The 21,719-nt window shown below is 55.9% G+C and carries 21 protein-coding genes; 15 read left to right on the top strand and 6 right to left on the bottom strand.

The genetic code is table 11. The features are described 5' to 3' along the window. Positions 1–603: tyrosine-type recombinase/integrase (locus ACR1XU_RS20395; protein WP_480915655.1), on the top strand; the 603-nt coding region annotated here is incomplete at its 5' end. Between the two features lie 84 nt (positions 604–687). On the opposite strand, the gene ACR1XU_RS20390 is transcribed toward ACR1XU_RS20395, so the two are convergent. Further along, a complete protein-coding gene (locus ACR1XU_RS20390; RefSeq protein ID WP_170702625.1) occupies positions 688–1,740 on the bottom strand; it encodes a ParB N-terminal domain-containing protein in 1,053 nt (350 codons plus the stop codon). Next, a complete protein-coding gene (locus tag ACR1XU_RS20385; RefSeq protein ID WP_170702626.1) occupies positions 1,737–3,047 on the bottom strand; it encodes an AAA family ATPase in 1,311 nt (436 codons plus the stop codon). Before ACR1XU_RS20385 ends, ACR1XU_RS20390 begins: the two co-directional genes overlap by 4 nt. A 373-nt stretch (positions 3,048–3,420) precedes the next feature. Here ACR1XU_RS20385 and ACR1XU_RS20380 point away from each other — a divergent pair, with 373 nt between their 5' ends. Further along, a complete protein-coding gene (locus ACR1XU_RS20380; RefSeq protein ID WP_170702627.1) occupies positions 3,421–4,119 on the top strand; it encodes a DnaA N-terminal domain-containing protein in 699 nt (232 codons plus the stop codon). Positions 4,120–4,174: 55 nt separating this feature from the next. Here the strand turns inward: ACR1XU_RS20380 and ACR1XU_RS20375 are convergent, their stop codons facing one another. After that, positions 4,175–5,194 (bottom strand): nucleotidyl transferase AbiEii/AbiGii toxin family protein, encoded by a 1,020-nt coding sequence (locus ACR1XU_RS20375; protein ID WP_170702628.1) that lies wholly within the window; start codon positions 5,192–5,194, stop codon positions 4,175–4,177. After that, positions 5,185–5,781: a DUF6088 family protein gene (locus ACR1XU_RS20370; RefSeq protein ID WP_170702629.1), complete on the bottom strand. Its 597-nt coding sequence runs from the start codon at positions 5,779–5,781 to the stop codon at positions 5,185–5,187. The genes ACR1XU_RS20375 and ACR1XU_RS20370 overlap by 10 nt, the downstream gene beginning before the upstream one ends. A gap of 386 nt (positions 5,782–6,167) precedes the next feature. Here ACR1XU_RS20370 and ACR1XU_RS20365 point away from each other — a divergent pair, with 386 nt between their 5' ends. Beyond that, positions 6,168–7,829, top strand: a complete 1,662-nt coding sequence (locus ACR1XU_RS20365; RefSeq protein WP_170417841.1) for a caspase family protein — start codon at positions 6,168–6,170, stop codon at positions 7,827–7,829. Positions 7,830–7,951: 122 nt separating this feature from the next. Here ACR1XU_RS20365 and ACR1XU_RS20360 read toward each other — a convergent pair whose 3' ends face one another. Continuing rightward, a complete protein-coding gene (locus ACR1XU_RS20360; RefSeq protein WP_093037018.1) occupies positions 7,952–8,584 on the bottom strand; it encodes a tyrosine-type recombinase/integrase in 633 nt (210 codons plus the stop codon). A gap of 520 nt (positions 8,585–9,104) precedes the next feature. On the opposite strand from ACR1XU_RS20360, the gene ACR1XU_RS20355 reads away from it, so the two are divergent. Genes ACR1XU_RS20355 through ACR1XU_RS20340 form a run of 4 tightly spaced genes read left to right on the top strand, consistent with a single transcriptional unit; the run spans position 9,105 to position 13,025 of the window. Beyond that, a complete protein-coding gene (locus ACR1XU_RS20355; RefSeq protein ID WP_170417838.1) occupies positions 9,105–10,163 on the top strand; it encodes an ABC transporter substrate-binding protein in 1,059 nt (352 codons plus the stop codon). A gap of 60 nt (positions 10,164–10,223) precedes the next feature. Then, positions 10,224–11,312 (top strand): ABC transporter ATP-binding protein, encoded by a 1,089-nt coding sequence (locus tag ACR1XU_RS20350; RefSeq protein WP_170417835.1) that lies wholly within the window; start codon positions 10,224–10,226, stop codon positions 11,310–11,312. After that, positions 11,309–12,211, top strand: a complete 903-nt coding sequence (locus ACR1XU_RS20345) for an ABC transporter permease (protein WP_170417832.1) — start codon at positions 11,309–11,311, stop codon at positions 12,209–12,211. Before ACR1XU_RS20350 ends, ACR1XU_RS20345 begins: the two co-directional genes overlap by 4 nt. Positions 12,212–12,221: 10 nt before the next feature. Further along, on the top strand, positions 12,222–13,025 hold the full coding sequence (locus ACR1XU_RS20340) for an ABC transporter permease (protein ID WP_170417829.1): 804 nt from the start codon (positions 12,222–12,224) through the stop codon (positions 13,023–13,025). Positions 13,026–13,033: 8 nt separating this feature from the next. Here the strand turns inward: ACR1XU_RS20340 and ACR1XU_RS20335 are convergent, their stop codons facing one another. Continuing rightward, a complete protein-coding gene (locus ACR1XU_RS20335; RefSeq protein ID WP_170417827.1) occupies positions 13,034–13,741 on the bottom strand; it encodes an IclR family transcriptional regulator in 708 nt (235 codons plus the stop codon). 85 nt (positions 13,742–13,826) lie between these two features. Between ACR1XU_RS20335 and ACR1XU_RS20330 the strand changes: the two genes are divergently transcribed. From ACR1XU_RS20330 to ACR1XU_RS20295, 8 genes are read left to right on the top strand one after another with little or no spacing between them, the layout of a single operon-like run. Next, positions 13,827–14,597 (top strand): arginase family protein, encoded by a 771-nt coding sequence (locus ACR1XU_RS20330; RefSeq protein WP_170608326.1) that lies wholly within the window; start codon positions 13,827–13,829, stop codon positions 14,595–14,597. Then, positions 14,590–15,264 (top strand): hypothetical protein, encoded by a 675-nt coding sequence (locus ACR1XU_RS20325; RefSeq protein WP_170417821.1) that lies wholly within the window; start codon positions 14,590–14,592, stop codon positions 15,262–15,264. Before ACR1XU_RS20330 ends, ACR1XU_RS20325 begins: the two co-directional genes overlap by 8 nt. Further along, positions 15,264–16,139 (top strand): arginase family protein, encoded by an 876-nt coding sequence (locus ACR1XU_RS20320; RefSeq protein ID WP_170417818.1) that lies wholly within the window; start codon positions 15,264–15,266, stop codon positions 16,137–16,139. Before ACR1XU_RS20325 ends, ACR1XU_RS20320 begins: the two co-directional genes overlap by 1 nt. Continuing rightward, on the top strand, positions 16,136–17,146 hold the full coding sequence (locus ACR1XU_RS20315) for an agmatinase family protein (protein WP_170417815.1): 1,011 nt from the start codon (positions 16,136–16,138) through the stop codon (positions 17,144–17,146). Before ACR1XU_RS20320 ends, ACR1XU_RS20315 begins: the two co-directional genes overlap by 4 nt. Continuing rightward, the gene (locus tag ACR1XU_RS20310) at positions 17,143–17,838 is read left to right on the top strand and encodes a hypothetical protein (RefSeq protein WP_170417812.1); all 696 of its coding nucleotides are present in this window, start codon (positions 17,143–17,145) and stop codon (positions 17,836–17,838) included. Before ACR1XU_RS20315 ends, ACR1XU_RS20310 begins: the two co-directional genes overlap by 4 nt. Beyond that, positions 17,835–19,280, top strand: a complete 1,446-nt coding sequence (locus ACR1XU_RS20305; protein ID WP_170417809.1) for an aldehyde dehydrogenase family protein — start codon at positions 17,835–17,837, stop codon at positions 19,278–19,280. The genes ACR1XU_RS20310 and ACR1XU_RS20305 overlap by 4 nt, the downstream gene beginning before the upstream one ends. After that, on the top strand, positions 19,280–20,476 hold the full coding sequence (locus ACR1XU_RS20300; RefSeq protein ID WP_170417806.1) for a CaiB/BaiF CoA transferase family protein: 1,197 nt from the start codon (positions 19,280–19,282) through the stop codon (positions 20,474–20,476). Before ACR1XU_RS20305 ends, ACR1XU_RS20300 begins: the two co-directional genes overlap by 1 nt. Beyond that, the gene (locus tag ACR1XU_RS20295; protein WP_170417803.1) at positions 20,473–21,300 is read left to right on the top strand and encodes a citryl-CoA lyase; all 828 of its coding nucleotides are present in this window, start codon (positions 20,473–20,475) and stop codon (positions 21,298–21,300) included. The genes ACR1XU_RS20300 and ACR1XU_RS20295 overlap by 4 nt, the downstream gene beginning before the upstream one ends. Positions 21,301–21,719: the final 419 nt, after the last annotated feature.

Genomic DNA, 21,719 nt, shown 5'->3' with positions numbered 1-21,719 from the left:
GCCCCAAAATCGCAGCACCCGATTACCCGCGATGTTCTCGAGCAGTTGCTGACCACCTGCCGGGGGTCGCGGCGCGATTGCCGCGACCGGGCGATCCTGATGCTGGGTTGGGCTTCGGGCGGGCGGCGAAGGTCCGAGATCACCGGATTGATGCGGGAAGATGTGTCCTTGAAAGAGTTCGAGGCCAAGGGTCTGGTGTGGATCTCGCTGCTGGAAACCAAGACCACCCAAAAGAGGGAAACCCCGCGGCTGGTGCTCAAGACCCGCGCGGCACAGGCGCTGGTGCATTGGATCGAGGTGGGCCAGATCAGGGATGGGCCGCTCTTCCGACCCATCTCCAAGGCTGACCGGGTGCTCAAGCGCCGCCTCAGCCCGGATGCGATCTACCAGATTGTTCGGCACCGGTTGAAACTGGCGAGGCTGCCCGAAGGCTTCGCCTCGCCCCACGGGCTGCGCTCGGGTTTTCTGACCCAGGCCGCACTGGACGGTGCCCCGATCCAGGCCGCCATGCGCCTGTCCCTACACCGCTCCATGGCACAGGCGCAGAAATACTACGATGACGTCGATATCGCCGAAAACCCGGCCGCAGACCTGTTGGGGTAAGCTGGTGCTAAACGAAGAAAGCGGTAACCCGTGGGTTACCGCCATTAAAATTAAGAAATCTGAGCATGGGTAACCCGCGGGTTACTACTCGTTCAAAACAGCTTCGAAAGCCTCAACCGCTCTCTGGAGCTTTGACCGGTCAATCGAACTAAAGTCCTGACCAGACAATATCCTGCACTCTCCCTTGCGCGCAGTGATTTTTGAAGCGCCCACGTGGAACTCATACTTCACGCTCTCAACCTTCTCACGCCGCTTGCCGCTAGCTGGTTCAGCATCAGAACTTGCCACGAAAGCATCAAGTATTTCGTTTTGCTCACCGGCTGTGGATGCGCGCACTAACACATCTCTTAATGCAGCAGCTGAAGCCGATGACGCTCGAAGTTTCCGCGCAACCTCAACGCCAAGGTTTCTGGAAACACTCTTTGGAAACGGCAACGCACCCTCAAGTTCACTGAGCAGGTAAACAAAGCTACGAATATAGGAGCGTTTCATCTTGTGCAGGGATGAGTACAGCCTTCCGACCAAAGCTTCTGCATCCCCTGCCCCCAACTCTGAATCTTTAGAAGCAAGAATTGCCACTTGCGCCATCTCAGCAAACGTCAAGTCTTCCCGAACAACGTTCTCTTCAACCATGTCAATATAGAGGTCGATGCGATCACTCTGGGATTTGGCAACTCGCGCCGTAACACTGGAAAAGCGTTCATCACCGGTCTCTTCATAAAGCTGCTTAAGAGCAGTTACTCGTCTCCAACCTTTTTTGAGTTGGAAGCGTCCATCTGAATCCTTATAAAGCTCTATGGGCTCCTTCTGGCCGCGTTCCTGAATTGAAGCCTTGAGTTCATCCATCTCGTCGGAACTTGCGACAGCCGAAAGATCCAAGCGATCTCGTGGCAGATCTGTCGTATGAATTTCATTGATGCCAACCGCAACCAAGACTCGCCCCTCATCACGAGCTTTACGATACTCCTTAGCATCGGAGGCATTTTGCCGTCGCTGTTCGACACGGTTCTCAGTGCTTTCATTTAGGCTGTTTGCTGTCTCGCGAACCGCAGCCCCCATCGGCCCCACTTCGCGGCGGCGTGTTTTCTTGAGGTCATCTTCATCAATTGGAGTGAAGCCAAATTTATTCCCGCTCATTCTACCCGCTCCTCAATTTTAGTACGTGCCTCCCAAGCCCTTAGGACGACATCCCTAAATTCGCTGTATGCATTATCAAATGACTGACGCGCCCGTTTCCATGTGTCCCGAGTCATCTGTCTGTAGTCCTGCTCGTAAACAGACATCTGGAACCTACCAGATTGCTCGACCGCACGTGTCATTTCGATGGGATTTTGACAGACATCGGCGCCGAAGACATTTTTGAAAGCATCCATCATCGCGACGTGCAAAGAGTTGCTAGCCTCGAAGCGAGTCATGAGAACACGTATGTCATCGAACCTTTTAGGAAGCGTGATACCAGCATCCTGTGCAATACGTTCGAACCCGCTGGTTATGTCTTCCAAGGCATCGCCAAGCTGACCAAGATAACTCGTTGTGCTGTCATACTCCCAATAACCAGGACCAGACGGAATATAGAGGATGTCAGCAGCAAAGGCCGCATTCAAAGACTGGTATCCAATTGCCGGCGGGCAATCGAAAACAATCAAATCATATTGGTCGTCAGGCAACTCATCGAGATATCTTGCTACGCATCCAAAAAAACTCCATGCCTTATGAATGGACCTGTACTGAGCGGACGCAAATTCAACGAAGGCCGCGTTCGCACAGCTCGGGATGATGTCGATCGTCGACCAAGAAGTTCTTTGAATGAAGTCTTGTACACGTTGCGCGCCAATCGACTGAACATCTTCAGGCAATTCGTCGGCAGTAGGGTAGGGGCAATCTGCGGGATCATCATATTCGTCCGCGATCCGGTTCGCCTCACGGCAGAGATCGCGGCACATAATGCCCCAGACAGTATTCCACTCTCTAACTTCAGCCAGACCCATCGAATGCGTGAGTGTCGCCTGGGGGTCGAAATCCACCACCAGAACACGGTAACCATCAAGCGCGGCCGCATTCGCCAAGTGCTGGGCAACGACAGTTTTGCCGACACCACCCTTAAAGTTCGAAACCGCTACTCTCATAGCCCGGCCTGCCGGCCTTTGAGGCAGAAGGCTTTTACCTCTAAATCTCAGGCGCCGTCTCAACTCATTTATCTCAGCCAGAGAAAACCATCTTTGCCGCCCATCATCTTCAGTCGCCCCTTGCGGAAGAGACGGATCTTCGGCCAACTTCTTTCTCAAGGTGTCCGCCGGGACATCAAACATGAACTGGCTAATTTCCCAGATCGAGAATGGTCGAAGCACTTTCTCGTCAGCGGGCGAGAAAGTAGCGCGGCGGACGGCAGCCTGTTGGGCCAGGCTTCGTTCGTTCATAGCTTGAAGGTCGGTGTGGTCACGCATGGTGCTGCTCTTGTTATATCACGGATGTCTTCTAATAACGCGATTTTGGAAAACTGCAAAACGTAAAGAATGGAATTTCCGCTTTTTCGCCTCCGACTCGGTAAAAACGGGAGGTATTTCGAAAGCGAAGCTATGTTTTGGTGACAGGCAGCGACCAATTACCAGATATATGGTGACACTCGACCCCCAATATGGTGACAGCATAGTGTCACCTATAACCTATTAACCGAATTTTCTTTTGATTTTGAAGAAAGAGGCGGTCATCCTGTTTTTCAAAGCCCGTTGACAAACTACGGGATTTCATCACACTGAACCCAATTGATGGAATCGGTCAGCGAAACCGATCCGCTCGAGGCACAGTGGCAGTATCAAAATGGAAATAAAACGATTTACAGGATTTCAGGCCGGTTCTCAGAAGTACGATCTTTTGACTGCAATCTCTGTTGCGGGATTGAATGGCACACCCGGTTTTCAATGTTCGATGATGCGGCTCATTGCGTTGATAACGGCCCGATACAACTGGCGCACTGATGAGCTGACGGTCGGACAAAAAGAAATGGCCCGCCTCTGGTCTGTGGACGAACGAACCGTCAAGAGAGAAATTAAGCGATTGACGGATTCAAGTATACTTCTCCAGCTTAGGCCTGGGGTTAGAGGCCGCGTCGCAGCGTACCGACTCAACTACACGGAAATTTACCGTCTGAGCGAACCGGTTTGGCGAAATGTTGGTTCTGATTTTGTATCGCGCATGGAGACACAAACTCCAAAACCGACCGAAAAGGTTGTTCATGTACAATTTGGCCAAGAAAAACCAGAAGCTGTTGAACATGAGGGACAAGACCTTCAGGATCCGTGGGGCAGGGCGCTTCGGCGCCTATCAGAGTCTGAAGCACTATTGTTTAAAAGTTGGTACTGCGATCTCAAATTTGTTGAAATACAAGATCAGACAATCACCTTGCGCGCACCCAGCAAGTTCATCGCACAGTACATTCAATCTCACCATTTGAAACCTTTACTTGGAGCGGTCCAGCTCGAGTTCGGGCGAATTCAGAAAGTGTGTTTGCTCGGCTAACAATCCAGATTTGTAAGTCGCACGCTGTGCCGTGAGACAACCGAAATTGCTGATTTCAACCGTTGAGTTTGGCCTCGAACATCCCGATGGTTTTCAGAATGTTGTCGAACAAGGGGGGATCCCCGATGATCATTTCTTGCATCCCCACATAGTCCCGGCGCAGCGCTGCTTTCAGCTCAGGGTTCGGTAGCAATCTTAGTGATCCGGGCCTGGCATTCTCGTAGTTAGCCCAAGCCGCTTTGAAGAAGACGGACTTATGGTGTGCAACCTGATCCAGCAAATCGATCTGTTCGATAGCGCGAGAATGGGTCTCGTGTTTGATCAACTGAGCCATGTCGTAATAATGGCGCGACATACGGTCAGCCAGAGGTTTGGTGATGTCCTGATGATAGAGCATATGCAGGATCGTGGCTTTCTCCCAGAATGTGCGTTCAACACCCAAGACCTTCACATCGACGTCGCTCGCCTCCAACAGGTCTGGAAATGCCTGATGCACATAAGGTGATATCCTGCGGGACTCGGCTGGAAGGTGAACCCCACGGGCGCCAAATTCGAACCGCACTACCGGCTGGATGTAGCCGCTGGCCGCACTTGTCTCGGATGGATAGGCGAAAAGCAAGGTTTGTGCATCATTAGGATCGACCGAGAGGGAAAAGTGCTGATCAAGCACGGCGCCAAACTTGATCTTGGTTTCTTTCAGAAGCGGTCCTGAGACTACTTTGGTGGCCGTATCCTGAAGCTCCTGCAGCAGTTGCTTTTGTTTTTTGCCTGAAAGGGCAGGGTGCTCGGGGTCACGTGTGCCGTCGAAACCGAGCTGTGCCCGGTCGAGAGACAGATCCACGTCTTCTGAGAACCGATGGATGATGTCATAGACCTTGGATAGCGATGTCCCACCCTTGAAGATCATGTGAGTGCCAAAAGAGGGCAGGGCGAATAGATGTTTCAGCGACCAGCAGACCCAGAAATCCTTCTCAACGATTGCCTTGGAAATGCCAAGCTTTGCGGCCGTTTCCTGAAACGCTTCTTCACGGTTCTTTGGAGTATCGTTGGCAAACTGGTCCAAGATCAGACCCATGCCACGATTTGCTGCACTACCGGGTGCATCCAGGCCGGAACATATCTACTTTGTCTTGCGAGCAATGCGCGGTCCTTAACATCCAGATTGCGGGCCAGCGTGTCGACAACACGGCTATCCACCCGGTTTTTGCCAACATAGCGTAACGCCTGAAATACGGCGCCGGTTTTCTGGCCTGCACCAACTAGCGTTTTGGATGATGCATTCCGGAACTGGATGACTTGTCGACCAACTGTCTTGGTGCGGGTCGGGCCGTCGGTCATGTAAGTCGGCTTGGACGGCACTTGGGTCGACAGCCCCAACTGGTTGGCTGCCATGGCAGGGGAGGGCTGTAGAACCTGATTGTCTTTGCGTGCAATCGCTTTGGCAATGTCATCGGCTGACGGAGACAACAGCCCTAATCGGGCGCTCTTTCTCGGATAGTCATAAAGCCCACGCGTTAACCGTCGGATCATCCCTTGATCTGCCAAACGCGACAATGCCTGATCCACACTTGCGCGGGAGCCAATATCCAGAAAGTCGGTTGGCGCAAAGATTGCGCCCCGGCCTTTTCCGATGATGCGTTGTCTAATCGATGAAGTGATCATAGTTTTCTCCTTGTCAGAAAATATAATACTTTTTTCTGACTTACAAGTTAGCAGAGTATCTGGGTGATTTTGTAAGTTGAGCGGGAAGTGGAAGTTCGCTGCAGTCGCTACGCATGCTCGCAGGAAATGCGGAAGCTGACGTTTAGATAGCTTCCCAAGCGAGCATCTTTCTGTCCCGCCGCAAGGCGGCTCCGAGTTCGTACTTCATATGAATGGTCCATGCCGAAACTGGCGCAATGGGCGGGAAACGAACCTTCGTCGTGTCAATCCCGAACTCCGCTATGCGGCCTAAGCCGAGCTAGAGCTTGTCCACGCCGGTCATATTGATTGAATTCCGAAAGTGTGGAAACGTTCATATGGTAGACGCGTTAACGGCGATATTTCACATGAAGCGTATCCTGTTCTCAGTTGTGTTTTGTTTTCTGCCTGCGATGGTGCTGGCGGACAAAGTTGCCTTGGTAATTGGCAATGCGAACTACCAACATGTCAGCAATCTCAAAAACCCGTCGAATGATGCGATCGACATTGCAGAGGCATTGCGCAGGATCGGGTTTGAGGTCACAACAGGTCTTGATCTGGATTACCGCGACATGCGCCTTGCCATACGTGACTTTGGAGAAAAGGCAAAAAACGCCGAGTCGGTCATCGTATACTTCGCCGGCCACGGCATCGAGTTGGACAACACGAACTTCCTGATCCCTGTCAGTGCGGAACTGCGGAGCGACCGTGACATCGAACTCGAGGCAATCCGCCTCAACACATTGATTAGCTCCATCGCGGGCGCACCCGGCTTGAAGATCGTGTTGGTTGACGCCTGCCGCAACAATCCATTCCTCGCGACTATGGAGCGCACAAACAGCACCCGCTCAATTGGACGCGGACTTGCACGTATCGATCCGGGAGGTGTGTTGGTTGGATATGCTGCAAGGAGCGGAACGCTGGCGCTTGACGGCGATGGCCGCAACAGCCCCTATGCTCAGGCTCTGCTCAACCACATCGAGGAACCCGGACTTGAGATTGGCAAGTTGTTTCGGCGAGTCCGCGACAGGGTTTACACTCTGACAGAAGGCTATCAGGAGCCATTTACTTATGGCTCGCTTCCCGCCAGAGACATTTTTCTTGTTCCAGATGCGGCTGCAGGCTCGACGCCAGAGGAAGAAATTGAGCGTGTCGAAGACCAGATTTATGCGGACTTTGAACTTGCGCGTTCGCTCGGAAGGCTTGATGCGATCGAGATGTTTCTGGAGCGATACGAAGGCGAAAGGGATCATTTTGCAGTCGCGCTCGCCCTTTCGTTGCGGGACGACTTGCTTGCTGAGCACCAGAAGGACGAAGTGCCGGGCAACAGTAGTACTGCGCGAGACAAAGTAGCAGCTCTTGTGCCGACATCGCCTCAAAGCGCGAAGGATGATACAGAGACGCGCAGCCTGATCCGTGATATACAAACTGAGCTAAATCGCGTTGGCTGCAGCGCTGGCACAGCGGACGGTGTTGCGGGCCCACGCACGAGATCTGCTTTCTCTCGGTATATCAGCGCTAGAGAGAATCTTGGACTGACGCCTGAGAGCCTCGAGACCAGTGAAACTCTTGCCGCACTTCGAGGAGAGCAAGGAAGAGTCTGTAATCAGTTGGTCGCGCCGTCTTTCGCGACTTTTGATGGTGACTACATTGTCTTAATCAGACGCAGATGGGACGATGATTATTGGCAAACAACCAGTCGGCCCGACAAGGCCTATTTCCCCGGAAAAATCGAGCCACTTGCAGCCTTGCGCATCAATCGCAATGGAGACAAGCTGACCTTGCTATCTGCCCAAGGCTTTGCGGCCGAAGGGCCTTGGTTTAGGGACTTCACTGGCAAATTCGATGACTCCGGTCAGTTGAAATTGCGCTTCACATTGAGTTCGCATTTCGGGCAGGCGACACCCTATAAGGTCAATATAAGCGTCAAACTGCCCGAAGGACTTTCGCCAGGAAGAAGGCTTGTCTACGAGCCGCGCAGGATTGACGGGCAGTTTTTTCTGAATTTTCTAATACGCCGTGTCAGTTGAAACTTTAAAGCGATGTCCTTGCCTGCTCCGCAAGAAGACCGTCGCTCTGGGCTCCTCGTCGCTGTTCGCCGCAGATTTCGCCAAGGTCTTGTTTGGGCCGTCCGCGAAGACGGCCCAAGTTGTTAGATTTCAATGGCCTCTGCGATCGCAAGCGCATCTTCCAGCTCAACACCGAGATACCGGACGGTGCTGTCCATCTTGGTGTGCCCAAGTAGCAGCTGGACCGCCCGCAGGTTGCCGGTCTTCTTGTAGATCTGTGTGACTTTTGTCCTCCGCATCGAATGCGTTCCGTATGCACTGGCCTCCAGACCGATCGACGTGACCCAATCCCGGACGATCCGGGCGTACTGGCGTGTCGAGATGTGCAAGCGTTCATGGAAACGACCCGGCCATAGGTACTCCGAGCCGACCATGAGCTCATCTTCCATCCACTTTTCAACCGAGGCGCGTGTGCCTTCGGAGATTTCAAAACGAACCGGCTTCTGCGTTTTGCTTTGCAACACCGAAGCTCGTTCCTTGATCTGGCCGGACGCCATCACGTCGACGACTTTCATCTTCACGAGATCGCAGCCACGCAGTTTGCTGTCGATTGCCATATTGAACAGCGCCAGGTCCCGATGGTTCTCGGCGAGTTCAAGTCGAACACGGATTGCCCAGACGTGTTTTGGTTTCAGTGGCCGTTTTTGCCCAACGATGCGCCCTTTGTTCCAAGCCGGGCGAAGCGCACGAATGGCCGGTAAGTTTGGTGTTTCCATGACTGATCCTCCGATCCGCCATGCCCTCCCACAACGACAACCTGACGTTGACGATGCCTCCATATCACGGGATGCTGCGTCGCATCCGAGGTCGGGGCTGAGCCCAAATTGACCAATTCTGTCGTCAGGATCAATTGGCGCATACTGTCAAGAAGCTGCCACTCAAATTCGCGGATCAACGCAAAGCGAGTGAGAGTTTGCGGTCCGCACGTTCCACCAAATGCTTCAATCGGTGGCAGTTAACTTCGGGTCAGACGAAGATCGCTTCAGACGCCATATGTGCAAGATCGAACCCAGATGAATGCTGCACCAATGCGCGAATTGCGAGATTTTCCAGGCTCTGATGCTCAGGAAACGGGAGTGTGAATCCTACGGGGCAAAAGAATCCTTGACCAATTCCAACATCAGCTCTAGTAAAACTGAAATGACGTTTTGCTAGATGAAACGATTGCGAATGATTATGTGGAGCCGCGCATGTCGCGAAGCCACAAACCAACCAACAGTTCGGGAGGAGCCTGACATGATGAAAGATAACCAAAAACTGAAGCTCACCACGGCGCTAGTGGCAGGTGGCCTGGCCATTGCTTCGCCTGCCTTTGCCGAGGGAGAGGTCGTGTTTGCGTCCTGGGGAGGCTCGTTTCAGGATGCCTTGCGCTCAGCCATGCTGGAACCTGCCGCTGGTGCGCTGAATATCACTGTCAAGGAAGATACGACAAACGGCATTCAGGACGTGCGCGCGCAGATCACGGCGGGTGCCGTTGCATGGGACGTTACAGAACAGGATTTGCCTTCGTGTGAAACCCTGAGCCGGGAAGGCAGCCTTGAGCCGATCGACTATTCGATTGTTGACACCACAGGCATTCCGAAAGAGCTGATCCATGACAATTACATCGGCTTCATCAACTTCACCAAGGTGATTGCCTATCGCAAGGATGCATTTGGCGACAATGGCCCGTCCAATTGGGCAGAGTTCTGGGATCTGGAAAACTTCCCCGGCAAGCGCGGTATGCACGGCAAGGTGAACTATAACCTCGAAGCCGCGCTCATGGCGGATGGTGTGCCGATGGCCGAGATCTATGACACGTTGGCCACGAATGAGGGCAAGGCGCGCGCATGGGACAAGCTGGGTGAGATTGCCCCCGAAGTTACCGTTTGGTATCGCGGCGGGTCGCAATCGGCGCAGTTGCTGCGTGACGGCGAAGTGGACGTGATCCATATGGGCCATAACCGCGTAGAAAGCGTGATCGCGTCGGGCATTGATGTGGCCTATGCCTTTGATGGCGGCACGATGGACGTGGACTGCTTGTTGGTTCCCAAGGGGGCTCCGAATAAAGACAACGCGATGCGCCTTATCAACGAATTGCTGAGCGCCGAAGCACAGGCGAGGCTGGCGGTGACCATGCCGTTGGGTCCGGTGAATTCGGGTGCCTTCGGCACCGGGATAATCTCGGATGAGATGGCAGTGAAGGTCAACACACATCCCGACAACTATGGCAAGCAGCTTCTGGTCGATCCGAACTTTTACATCGGCCAGCTGGGCGAGTTGACCGAAGAGTTTGACACGCTGATCCAACAGTAAAAAATATCTGGGCGCGGCACATCTTGTGCTGCGCCCATTTTTGTCAGGTTAGGAGCCCCCATGTCACCTGCAGCCCACTCCCTTCCCATCGATATATCCAACCTGTGCAAGGCCTACGGATCGGTCAAAGCGCTGAATGACGTGTCTTTGAACATCGCCGCGGGCGAGTTCCTGACATTGCTGGGGCCATCAGGCTCCGGCAAGACGACGCTTTTGATGGCGCTGGCCGGATTTGTGCGTCCTGATGGCGGGTCGATCCGGTTTGGCGAACAGGAAATGATTGCAACGCCGCCCCACAAGCGCGGCCTTGGCATGGTGTTCCAAAGCTATGCGTTGTTTCCGTTCATGACGGTCGCAGAAAACGTGGCTTATCCGTTGAAAATTCGCGGGGTGTCCAAAAGCGATCAGAAGGCCCGCGCCGAGCGCGCGCTGGAGACCGTGCAGCTGGGCGGTTATGGCGACCGGCGCATCACGCAATTATCCGGGGGACAAAGACAGCGCGTGGCCCTTGCCCGCGCCATGGTTTTTGAGCCGCAGATCATTCTGATGGATGAGCCGTTGTCAGCGCTCGACAAGAAGTTGCGCGAACATATGCAAATCGAATTGAAGGCGCTGCATGAAAAGCTGGATGCAACTGTCGTTTACGTGACCCATGACCAGCGCGAAGCCCTGACGATGTCGGACCGGATTGCAGTGGTCAATCATGGGCGGATCGAACAGATCGCGACGCCTGAGCGGCTCTATCGCCAGCCGCATAGTTTCTTTGTGGCGGATTTTATCGGGGAATCCATTTCCCTGCCGGTTAGTGTAGCGAATGACACGGCGCAGCTTGGCGAGCGCGTTCTGAAATCCAATACGCCTATTGCGCTGGGCAGCGGAGGCCATCGTCTGATCATCCGGCCCGAGTTGCTGGAAGTCACAGCAGGCGCGGTGCCAGACGCCGCCAATGACCTGTCCGGCCAAGTGCATGACATCATTTATCAGGGCGACAGCGTTCTAGTGATCGTTCAGCACGACAGCGCTGGTCAGATCAATGTGCGTGTGCCTGCCAATCGCGCGGGCCAAACCGGGTTGCCGTCGAAGGGAGAGCAAATCGGCCTTGCCCTGCATCCCGAAGATACGATCATCGTACCGGAACATGTGGCATGAGTATCGCCGAGACGTATGAAGGTGCTGGGACTCTTCAGAATGCCAGCACGCTCAAATCCGAAGAACGCCGCGAAAAACTGACGTTTCTTGGGCTTTCGATGCCTGCGGTTTTGACGATCTTGATCGTCGTCTTCCTGCCGATTTTCTGGCTGTCTTCGCTGTCGTTTTTCAATGCGGCAGGCGAACTGAGCACGGAAAATTACACGCGCATCTTTAGTAGTGCTCTCTATCGGCGAACCTTTGTCGTCACGTTTCAGATCAGCATTGCCGTGACGGTGATTTGCGTCCTTCTCGGCTACCCGCTGTGCTACTGGCTGACAAAGATGCCGAACAAAACAGCGGCCATTCTGATGGTGTTTGTGCTGGTCCCCTTCTGGACCTCGGTTCTGGTGCGGACCTATGCGTGGCTGGTGCTTTTGCAGCGCAATGGGATCATCAATTCGTCGCTGATGTCACTTGGCATTATCGAAGAACCGCTGCAACTGGCGCACAATCTGACCGGCTCCATCATTGGCATGGTGCATATCATGCTGCCTTTTTTGGTTCTGCCGCTCTACGCCACTATGCGCAATATTGACGGCGACCTGGTCCGAGCCGCCGTGGGCCTTGGTTCCAGCCCGCGCGGGGCCTTTTGGCGGGTATTTTTCCCAATGTCCCTGCCGGGCCTTTTTGCCGGCATCGTGCTGGTTTTCATCCTGTCGCTTGGGTTCTTTGTCACACCGGCTTTGCTGGGCGGTGGCCGGGTTCAGATGCTGGCGCAGCGTATCGAAAGCACCATCACAGTCTATTCGAACTGGGGGGCCGCATCAGCCCTGGGCGTGGTCCTGCTGTTGCTGGCGCTGGCGATGATCTGGCTGATGAACCGTGTCTTCGGGCTCGACAAACTGTTTATGCGCTGAGGATCTGAAAATGGAACAAGTCGGACAACGTAAAATCGACGGCCTGTGGCTGACAGTGGTCGGCATTGCTGTGCTGTTCTTTCTCATCCTGCCCACGCTGATCGTTATCCCGATGTCGTTTTCGGGGGCATCCTATCTGGAATTCCCGCCGACATCGCTCTCGTTTCGCTGGTACGTGGCCTATGTCACGTCGCCGGAATGGATGAGCGCAACAAAGACCTCGCTGATCGCGGCGGCGCTGACCACGGCAATCGCGACGCCCCTGGGCTCACTTTGTGCCTATGGTCTGCATTGCTCTGCGCCTCGTATCAGGAGCGCGGCTCAAATCCTTGTGATCATGCCGATTGTCGTGCCAGTGATCCTGATCGCTGTTGGAGTGTTCAGCCTCTATGCCAAGCTGGGGCTCAATTACACACTGACCGGGATCGTGATCGCCCATACTGCGCTGGCGCTGCCATTCGTGATCGTGACGGTGATGTCGGGATTGCAGAATTATGATTTCGATCAGGAGCTTGCAGCGCGCAGCTTAGGGGCGTCCCGTGCATACGCATTGTGGACAATCACCGTACCGCAGGTGAAATTCTCGATCCAGACAGGGGCTTTTCTGGCATTTATCACGTCGCTGGACGAGGTTGTGATCTCGATGCTGGTCTCGGGCGGGGAAAACGCCACAATCACCCGGCGCATGTTCAATTCACTGCGTGATCAGCTTGATCCGACAATCGCGGCGATCTCGACCTGTCTGATTGTCGTGTCCATCACGGCGCTTATCGGTGTGCAGATGATCGGGCGTCGGAAAGACAAGGCACAATGATGCGGGTCTTATTTTTCGCCAAACTCCACCCGAATCTGGCGGGCGGCATCAAGGACCGCCGCGCGATACTTTTCGACGGCTGTGTCATTGAAGCGGACGCGCAGGCCGGACAAGCTGATCGCGCCCAGCAATTCATCTTCGAACCCAAGAACAGGAACCGACAGTCCGGCGACGTCAGGATCGCGTTCACCAAGGCTGAGATAATACCCGGCCTTTCGGATGCTGGCCGCCTGTTTTCCCTGCCGGATGGAATAAGCATCCAGCACCTGACCCGAAGAGCCCATGCTCAGCGGAATGATCTCGCCCTCCTGAACGTGATCCCGCGCAAGCCTTGGCGAATTGACCCGGTAGAGGCACACGCCAGAGTTGCCGCGTTGCACATAAAACGACGCACTTTCGCCGGTCGCATTCACCAAATTCGCAAGCACCGGTCGCACAATTGGCCCCATCCGCAGGTTTTGGCGAAACACGGATCCAAGACGCCACAAAGACGGCCCGAGGTGAAACAGACCCTCGGCGTCTCGCGTAATATGACCAAACTTTTCAAGCGACACGCTCAGACGCAGAATTGTCGCCTTGTTGACCCCGCTGCGGTCCGCAACCTCCTTCAAAGAGAGGCCTGCATCGCCCGGCTCAAAGATGTCCAGCACACGCAATGCGCGCTCTACCGCTTCGACACCACCATTGGCGTCAGGGGATCGGGGCTTGTCGGGCATAGGCAGACCTTTCGACGCAAATCCGTCGCTTTTTATAGCCGGTTTGAGCGCAATTGGAAATCGCAAATAACGAAGGCGTCTGGCAATGAATAGCGCGCGGAAACAAATGATAACAGCTGGTTATGCGGACCTTCCTTTTGGCATTCATTCGCAATGTAAGGCTGATTGTGTTGGGGTTATGGGCGTTCCGAGCGAAGTTAACACCGGGCCCCGATCCGGCACCTCTCTGGCACCCGATGCGCTGCGCAAAATGACTGCCCAACTTGGGATCGGACTGCCTGTAGATGGTCGGGATCTTGGCAATCTGGACCTGTCAGGGGATTGGCCTGCCGCGTTGGAACAACTTGTGACGCAAATGGTGGATCACGGTGTTGTACCCGTTGTCTTGGGTGGCGCGTCTGATGTCGCCTCGGGTGTGCTGGGGGCCTTGCCTGATCTGCCAGTTGTCGCGGCCATGCCGTTGGCCCGGCGTGATATCGCGACGCGAACAGCCAACACGATCTGGGTGGGATTGAACGGCGATCAACCTGCTGGTGTCTGGGATCTGATCAGCCAGCGCAAGATGGATTGGCGCACCGCGCGGCAGTTGGATGAAGGGCACGGCGACTATTCTGACACGCCCGAGCGCGCTGTCTTGTGGATCGACATATCGGTCATTGATCTGGGGCATGCAGCTGGCAGCGTCGGCCTAAATCCCGGCGGGATGAAACCTGAAACGCTGGTTTCCGTCATTGGTGCCATGTCCTGTAAATGGCAGGCGATTGTGATCACCGGCCTTGCGCCTGCGCGCGACACCAGGGGAATGTCGGAACTGGCGGCGATCGAAACCCTGAACGCGGCGTTGCACAATGAGTGAAGCGGCGCAAATACAGTTTGACGCGATCCCCAGTTTTCTGGGCGCATCCATTGGCGATCTGGAAGATCTCGTGCCCGGTCAGGTCGCGATTGCAGGCTATTTTTGTGACAATCTCGCCCGGCCATCGGCAGGGCAACGCTATCTCGCGCGCCAGCTTCGGTATGCGTCCTGCCCCACAGTAACACCCGCGAATGCAATTGACCTTGGGGACGTGAACGTCTTTCCGCTAGAACCTGACAAGCATTTTCTCGCAGTTGCCTCGCAATGTGAATCGGTTCTTGAAACCGGTGCCCGCATGGTGTTGGTAGGCGGCGATTCCAGCGGTTTGGAAGCGCTTGACGTCGCCGCAAGACAGGTCACAGGTGCGGATGTTCCCATCATTGGGGTCAATGGCGGCGCAGTGAGCCATTTGCCCCGCACCCAACCGGTCATCCTGTCTGTGGATTTACAAGAGCTTGCGGGCAAATGGGTATCGCACCCGCATCGCCTGACGGGAATGTCACCAGCACAAATGATCGCGCAAATTGACGCCACCCCGGGCGATACCATCGCGGCTGCGGTTTTTGGGCTTGCCCCGGAACTGGACAACCGTGGCAAGGCTGAAACCCGCGCTGCACTGGCGATCCTGCAAGCGGTCACAGCTCGTCTTGAGAAAGGAGCAGGCTGATGCCTCTACGTTCGGCCCCGTTGCCGCGCATGGCAGGGCATCTGTCGTTCATGCGCTCTCAGACCAAAGCAATCGGCGACGTCCGGTCTGGAGATCTGGCCGTACTGGGCATCCCGTTTGAAGATACAAACGCACCTCATGCAGGGCAATCTCTGGCGCCGCGTGCATTACGCGAAACCTCGGTCTATTTCGGTTGGCACGCAAATCCACAATTCAGTCACCCCGTAGATATCGATGCGCGTCAGGATATCAGTACCGATGGCCTGCACGAGCGGCTTTGTGATCTCGGAGATATTGCACCGGGGTCCGAAGATGCGATCCACGCGGCCTTGAAGGCGGCCATGCGTCAGATCAGCGACAATGGCGCCTGTGCAATCTTTTTGGGCGGATCAGATCGCATGTCCGAGACGGCGCGGAGCGCGCTCCCTCATTGTCAGACAGTGCAGCTTGGCGGTACACCAGCCGATGCGCGCGATTTTCATATTGCGCCCTTGCCGAACGGAACGACCACGCCGGTAAATAGAGATACTGCCGCGCAGCGTGCCGCGTTTTCAGAGTGGCGGGATCCATCAAAGCCGTTGTTTGTTCGGTTTGATCTCTCGGTGTTTGAAACATCGCTCAGTGCGCTTTGTGATCGGCCCCGTTTGGGGGGCTGCGATCTTGCGACGGTGGTGCAATGGCTTGAGCTTTTGGGACGGCACGAGGTCAGCGCCATTATGTTGACCGGTCTGAATCCGAACCGTCCCGGAATGGGTGTCGTGAAGGTTGGCCAACGCCTGATGGTCACGGCTCTTCTGGCGTTTATCTATGCGCGCCTCGGCTTTGGGATTGATTTTCCGCGCCGCCAAACTTCCAAGGAAAAAGTACTGACATGACTGCAGCGATAACGACATTTCTCCCGCCTCTGGCACAACCGGGGTATCGGCTGTTTGATGGGCCTCTGCTCGATGCCGCCGACGTCCGTCCGGGCCAAATCGGTGTGGTGGGTATGCCCAGCGATTGGACACATTCAAGCCGGCTCGGAACCAGGTTTGGTCCCGAGGCGCTGCGTAAGGCAACGACGGTATTGCAATCCATGCGACCGCAGGGGGTCAGTTTTGATCCAGATACGGGCCAAAGAAGCGCAACGGCCAGCGACTGGCTCGTGGATTGCGGGGATGCAGTGATCACCCCTGAGGATGTAGACGCAACCACCGAGGCCATTGCCGCAATGACCGAGGCGCTGAGCGTTGGAGGGGCGATCCCTCTGGCACTGGGCGGTGATCACTATAATAGCTTCCCGGCCTGCCTTGGCTATTCCCGTGGGTTGGCCAAACGCGCACCAAATGCACGTTTTGGGTATATCCAGATCGACGGTCATCTGGATTTCTCTGACCGGCTTGGCGCGTGGGGCAGCCATAACCACGCAACCAATGCCCGTCGGATTTCCGAACTGCCCAATGTCGACGTGTCCAATATGGTTTGGGTCGGGATCACCGGTTGGGTCGACAGCGGTGAACTCGCCTTGATCGAAGAGCAGGGCGGTCGGGTGTTTTCGGCTGGCGACGTACATAAATTGGGGACGGCAGAGGCAATTCGTCAGGCGTTGGAGCATGCCATGAAGGGATGTGACGAACTGTATCTGTCAATCGACATCGATGCGATGGACGCTGGCTACCTCCCCGGCACCGGCTCAATCGTTCATAGCGGTATTACACCGCGTCAGTATTACGATCTGCTGGATGGGCTGGCCGAGGCCCCGTTGGGTGGACTGGATATTGTTGAGGTGTCCCCTCCTCTTGATCCGTCGGAGCGTACCGAATTTCTGGCTGCAGAAATGTTGTTCCGGATCCTGCGTCGCTTCCGCACACAACCTGTGACCGGGGCGGTGACAGAGCAATGATGGACTACAAAGGAACAGAGCAGCTGGGTGGGTTTTCCCATGCAGGAAAAACACTTGCGCCCGCGACACGGCCCTGGATCACAGACCTGTCAGCGCTTTGCCCTTACGAGGGCCTGCAACCCGGGAACCTACCGGAATTTGAACGCGACCCGAATTGGGACAACTGGGCGCTCACCGACAGTCCCAAAGACCCGAACCTGCGCCTGAACTGGCATCTATTTGAGGACGGTGGAAGAAGATTGATGGTCGCCGACCGGATGCTTATGAGCCGCGTCAGCTGGCAGGATCTGGATGATGCGGGGTATGTCCATGGCACAGAGCTGTCGATTGATGGACGCCTGTTTCGCTGCCGGTTGCTTACGGGGGGGGATACGCCCTGTAGTGACCCTTTTCAGGGGGCGACGCGCCCCAATGAATGGGATGCGCTGGTGGGGGGCAGCGGGGCGTTGAACGCTCCGCAACCGGACCCGGCCAATAGTACAGCACCGCTTTGCCCGGATCATCTGACCTCGCCTCATAACCGTTTGTGGAACTGGTTCGGCGCGGTCAGCTGGACCGCCGAACCGGTTGCCAGACGGGCCGATGGGCGGGTGTGCAGGGGCTATCATGGCCCGACCTATTTTTACGTGAATACTGTGGACCACCGGCATGAAGATATCGGGTGGCGACCAGTTCTTGAGGAAGCGCTATGACTGCAAACCCCTTTGCCAACTTTATCGCCGGATCATGGGTTGCTAGCAGCGACGCGGCCCCCAATGTCAACCCGTCCGACCTGAACGACACGATCGGCGAGTATGCCCGGGCAAGCGCCGATCAAACGGTTGACGCAATCGAGGCCGCGGCCGCGGCCCTGCCGAATTGGCGCAAGACATCGCCTCTGGTCCGGTTCGAAGCGCTCGACCGGATCGGGTCGGAAATCCTCGCCCGTGTAGACGAGCTGGGCGATATGCTGGCCCGCGAAGAGGGCAAAACCTTGCCCGAAGCCAAGGCCGAAGCGCATCGCGCCGGGCATTTGTTCAAATATTTCGCGGCTGAGGCGTATCGTGCGACCGGCGACACCTACCAATCTCTGCGCGAAGGTGTGTCGCTAAATGTTGTACGCGAGCCAATCGGCGTTGTGGGCGTAATCACGCCCTGGAATTTCCCACTGGCGATCCCCGCATGGAAAATCGCACCCGCTCTGGCCTATGGCAATACGGTTGTGTTCAAACCTGCCGAACTGGTGCCCGGATCGGCATGGATGTTGTCCGATATTATTGCCCGTGCGGGCGTGCCTGAGGGGGTGTTCAACCTTGTGATGGGAAAAGGCCGTGAGGTTGGGGAGGCAATCGTTACGCACCCCAAGGTGTCCGGGGTCACATTCACCGGTTCCACACCCGTCGGTCGCCATATGGGGGCGGCGCTGTTTGCGCGAGGAGCGAAAATGCAGCTGGAGATGGGGGGGAAGAACCCCTTGATCGTGCTGGATGACGCCGATCTGGATCTGGCGGTGCACTGCGCCGTTCAGGGCAGCTTTTTCTCAACCGGACAACGCTGCACAGCGTCTTCCCGCCTGATTGTGACCGAGGGCATTCACGACGCATTTGTTGACCGTCTTTGCGCGGCAATGAAAGACCTTCGGATCGGTGATGCGCGCGCTCCGGAAACCCAGATTGGTCCGGTCGCCAGTGAAGCGCAGCTCGCCATCGACAAACGATACGTGTCTCAGGCTGTGGATGACGGTGCAACGCTTGCCGCAGGTGGTGGCGAGGTCAAATCCAAAACAACCGGCCATTACTTTGCGCCTGCGTTGTTTACGGATGTGTCACCCGACGCAGCCGTGGCACGAGACGAAATCTTTGGGCCCATCGCCGCCGTGTTACGCGTGCCGGATTACGACGCCGCCCTGGCCACGTCCAACGACTGCGAATTTGGATTGTCCGCAGGAATTGTCACGCGGGATCCCGCCAAAATCGATCACTTCTCGCAGAACGCCGAAGCAGGCATGATACAAGTCAATCTGCCCACCGCCGGCATGGATTTCCACGCACCCTTTACGGGCCGAAAGGGATCCTCTTATGGTGCACCGGAAAAAGGCAGCTATTGCCGCGAGTTTTTCACGGCGGCCAAGGTTGTACACGCGGGGCGCGGATAATGTCGCAGACACCTTTGAAGGGCATTCGTGTTCTTGATCTGACCAATGTCCTTGCCGGTCCGTTCTGTTGTCATCATCTGGCGCATCTGGGCGGCGAGGTTATCAAGGTCGAAGCCGTCGGTCGGGGCGATCTCGCCCGCCAACTGGGGGCCGACCCAGAGCTGAACAAAGTCAACATGGGCGTGTCCTTTCTCGCCCAGAACGCGGGCAAGAAATCGGTCACGGTCAACCTCAAGAACCCACGGGGTCGAGAGATTTTTCTGAAACTGGTCGAAACTGCAGATGTCGTGGTTGAAAACTTCCGGCCCGGCGTCATGACGCGCCTCGGCGTGGGCTACCAGACCCTGAAAGAGGCCAATCCGACCCTCATCTATTGTGCTATCTCCGGCTTTGGCCAAGAGGGCCCGTGGATACGCCGCCCGGCTTATGACCAGATCATACAGGGAACCTCGGGTGTGATGTCGATCACCGGGGATAGCGACAGCGCGCCGCTGCGCGTTGGATATCCGGTGGCAGACACTGTGGGGGGCATCACCGCAGCCTTTGCGATTTCATCTGCTCTGAACGCCAATCCGCGCGGCACCTTTATTGATGTGTCGATGCTGGAATCGGTGCTGGCGACAATGGGCTGGGTGGTGTCGAACTATCTGATCGCCGGCGTCAATCCGACTGCCAATGGCAATGAAAACCCCACTTCGGCGCCTTCCGGTGCGTTTGAAGCGAAGGGCGGGTTGATCAACATTGCCGCAAACAAAGACCAGCAATGGGAGCTACTGACGGACCACCTGGGATTGGCCGCGCTGCGCGAGCGGCCTGAATATGCCACGCGCGAGGATCGCAAACGCAATAGGCTGGCTCTGAAAACTGAGCTGGAGACCGTGTTGAAGACCCGGTCACCGCGCGACTGGGCCAAGGAACTCAATAGCATTGGTGTGCCATCAGGAGCGGTTTTGACAGTGCCGGAAGTATTGGAAATGCCGCAGGTTGCAGACCGCGGTTTCCTCGACCAGTTTGAAAACGTCCCCGGCGTCGGACGCGACATTCAGGTTGCCACGACCGGGATCAAATTGGACGGCAGCGCGCCCACCGTCGATGCACCACCGCCCACATTGGGGCAGCACAACTCTCAAATCTGGAGCGAGTTAGGTCTTTCACCGGAAGACATTGAAAAACTGGCAAAGGATGGCGCGATATGACGGACCCCGCAGGACGCAATGACGCCGATGCCATTTGCCACTGGTGGCGCACCGAAATTATCGACATGGCTCCGGGGCGGATCGCCTTTCGCGGCCACCCGATCCAGGACCTGATCGGAAACGTCAGCTTTGCTCAGATGATCTGGCTCATGGTGCGCGGCAATTTGCCCACGCCAGAACAGGCGGCGCTTTTTGAATGCGCGCTGGTGGCGGGCGTGGATCATGGTCCGCAGGCGCCATCGATAGCCGCAGCGCGTATGGCCGCGACCTGTGGGCTGGGGCTCAACAACGTCATGGCCACCGGGGTCAACATGTTGGGTGACGTGCATGGCGGCGCCGGTGAACAATGCGCCGAGCTTTATTTCGACGTCGCCAAACGGATGGATGACGGCGCTGAACAGGAAGTTGCCGTCCGCGACGGTATCGCCGCCTGGTGTGAGGAAAATGGCAAGATCGTCTCGGGTTTTGGCCACCGTTTCCACAAGCCCGTCGATCCCCGCGCACCGCGATTGATGGCGTTGGTACGCGAGGCCGCGATGTCAGGCACTGTAGAAGGGCGATTTGCCGATATCGGTGAAGCTATACAGACGGAAATCGGACGTAAGCGCGGTGCCGATATCGCGATGAATATCGATGGGGCCACGGCTGTTATCTTTTGCGAATTGGGGTTCCCGGCACCGCTTTCCCGGGGATTGTTCTGTCTTTCCCGCTCGGTTGGCGTCTTGTCTCATGGCTGGGAACAGATTCAACAGGGCGGGCGGAACAAGGGGCCAATGCCGCCGCGTTATCTGCCGGAATATATTGGTGTCAAATCGGAGCGCTAACCCGATGACCATTGATGGTGCGAACGCCTAAATTCACACCGAACTTGGCATTGAAGCGCCACTGGCGTGTGGACTGTTTTGCCGGTCTCGGTCATTGGGCATCCCCCCCTAGAAGCAGACCCAACATGTTAGTCTGAACAAAGATTCACTTCTTTGGTGTTGTCTTTGAAGGTATTTCAATCCAGGCGAGAATCGATACATTTTCACGCTTGTTCTGACGTCAGCGAAGCGCACCGAGCTGCCATCGCGACAAGCGCGGCGAATTCACACTTGGTCCGCGATGCGTGAGTTTGTCGATCGCTGGATTTCGCAGTCGCAGCTAAAGTCCGGTCTGGTGGGCCGCACCGCAGCGATGCGCGCCCTCGGTCAACGGCAGCAAAGGGCCGATCTCCTAACAAGTTGTGGAAAGAAATTACGGG

It is taken from the genome of Ruegeria sp. D1(2025) (genome assembly GCF_056536425.1).
The sequence above is the reverse complement of the archived record's forward strand: the minus strand, read 5'-3'. Positions and strand labels throughout refer to the sequence as shown.

Coding starts and splice junctions, on each gene's coding strand:
- ACR1XU_RS20335 (WP_170417827.1), bottom strand. CDS start 13,741: ATGCCCGACAAGCCCCGATCCCCTGACGCCAATGGTGGTGTCGAAGCG.
- ACR1XU_RS20390 (WP_170702625.1), bottom strand. CDS start 1,740: ATGAGCGGGAATAAATTTGGCTTCACTCCAATTGATGAAGATGACCTC.
- ACR1XU_RS20365 (WP_170417841.1), top strand. CDS start 6,168: ATGAAGCGTATCCTGTTCTCAGTTGTGTTTTGTTTTCTGCCTGCGATG.
- ACR1XU_RS20320 (WP_170417818.1), top strand. CDS start 15,264: ATGCCTCTACGTTCGGCCCCGTTGCCGCGCATGGCAGGGCATCTGTCG.
- ACR1XU_RS20345 (WP_170417832.1), top strand. CDS start 11,309: ATGAGTATCGCCGAGACGTATGAAGGTGCTGGGACTCTTCAGAATGCC.
- ACR1XU_RS20375 (WP_170702628.1), bottom strand. CDS start 5,194: ATGGGTCTGATCTTGGACCAGTTTGCCAACGATACTCCAAAGAACCGT.
- ACR1XU_RS20300 (WP_170417806.1), top strand. CDS start 19,280: ATGTCGCAGACACCTTTGAAGGGCATTCGTGTTCTTGATCTGACCAAT.
- ACR1XU_RS20350 (WP_170417835.1), top strand. CDS start 10,224: ATGTCACCTGCAGCCCACTCCCTTCCCATCGATATATCCAACCTGTGC.
- ACR1XU_RS20385 (WP_170702626.1), bottom strand. CDS start 3,047: ATGCGTGACCACACCGACCTTCAAGCTATGAACGAACGAAGCCTGGCC.
- ACR1XU_RS20305 (WP_170417809.1), top strand. CDS start 17,835: ATGACTGCAAACCCCTTTGCCAACTTTATCGCCGGATCATGGGTTGCT.
- ACR1XU_RS20330 (WP_170608326.1), top strand. CDS start 13,827: ATGAATAGCGCGCGGAAACAAATGATAACAGCTGGTTATGCGGACCTT.
- ACR1XU_RS20315 (WP_170417815.1), top strand. CDS start 16,136: ATGACTGCAGCGATAACGACATTTCTCCCGCCTCTGGCACAACCGGGG.
- ACR1XU_RS20370 (WP_170702629.1), bottom strand. CDS start 5,781: ATGATCACTTCATCGATTAGACAACGCATCATCGGAAAAGGCCGGGGC.
- ACR1XU_RS20360 (WP_093037018.1), bottom strand. CDS start 8,584: ATGGAAACACCAAACTTACCGGCCATTCGTGCGCTTCGCCCGGCTTGG.
- ACR1XU_RS20340 (WP_170417829.1), top strand. CDS start 12,222: ATGGAACAAGTCGGACAACGTAAAATCGACGGCCTGTGGCTGACAGTG.
- ACR1XU_RS20355 (WP_170417838.1), top strand. CDS start 9,105: ATGATGAAAGATAACCAAAAACTGAAGCTCACCACGGCGCTAGTGGCA.
- ACR1XU_RS20295 (WP_170417803.1), top strand. CDS start 20,473: ATGACGGACCCCGCAGGACGCAATGACGCCGATGCCATTTGCCACTGG.
- ACR1XU_RS20325 (WP_170417821.1), top strand. CDS start 14,590: ATGAGTGAAGCGGCGCAAATACAGTTTGACGCGATCCCCAGTTTTCTG.
- ACR1XU_RS20310 (WP_170417812.1), top strand. CDS start 17,143: ATGATGGACTACAAAGGAACAGAGCAGCTGGGTGGGTTTTCCCATGCA.
- ACR1XU_RS20380 (WP_170702627.1), top strand. CDS start 3,421: ATGGAAATAAAACGATTTACAGGATTTCAGGCCGGTTCTCAGAAGTAC.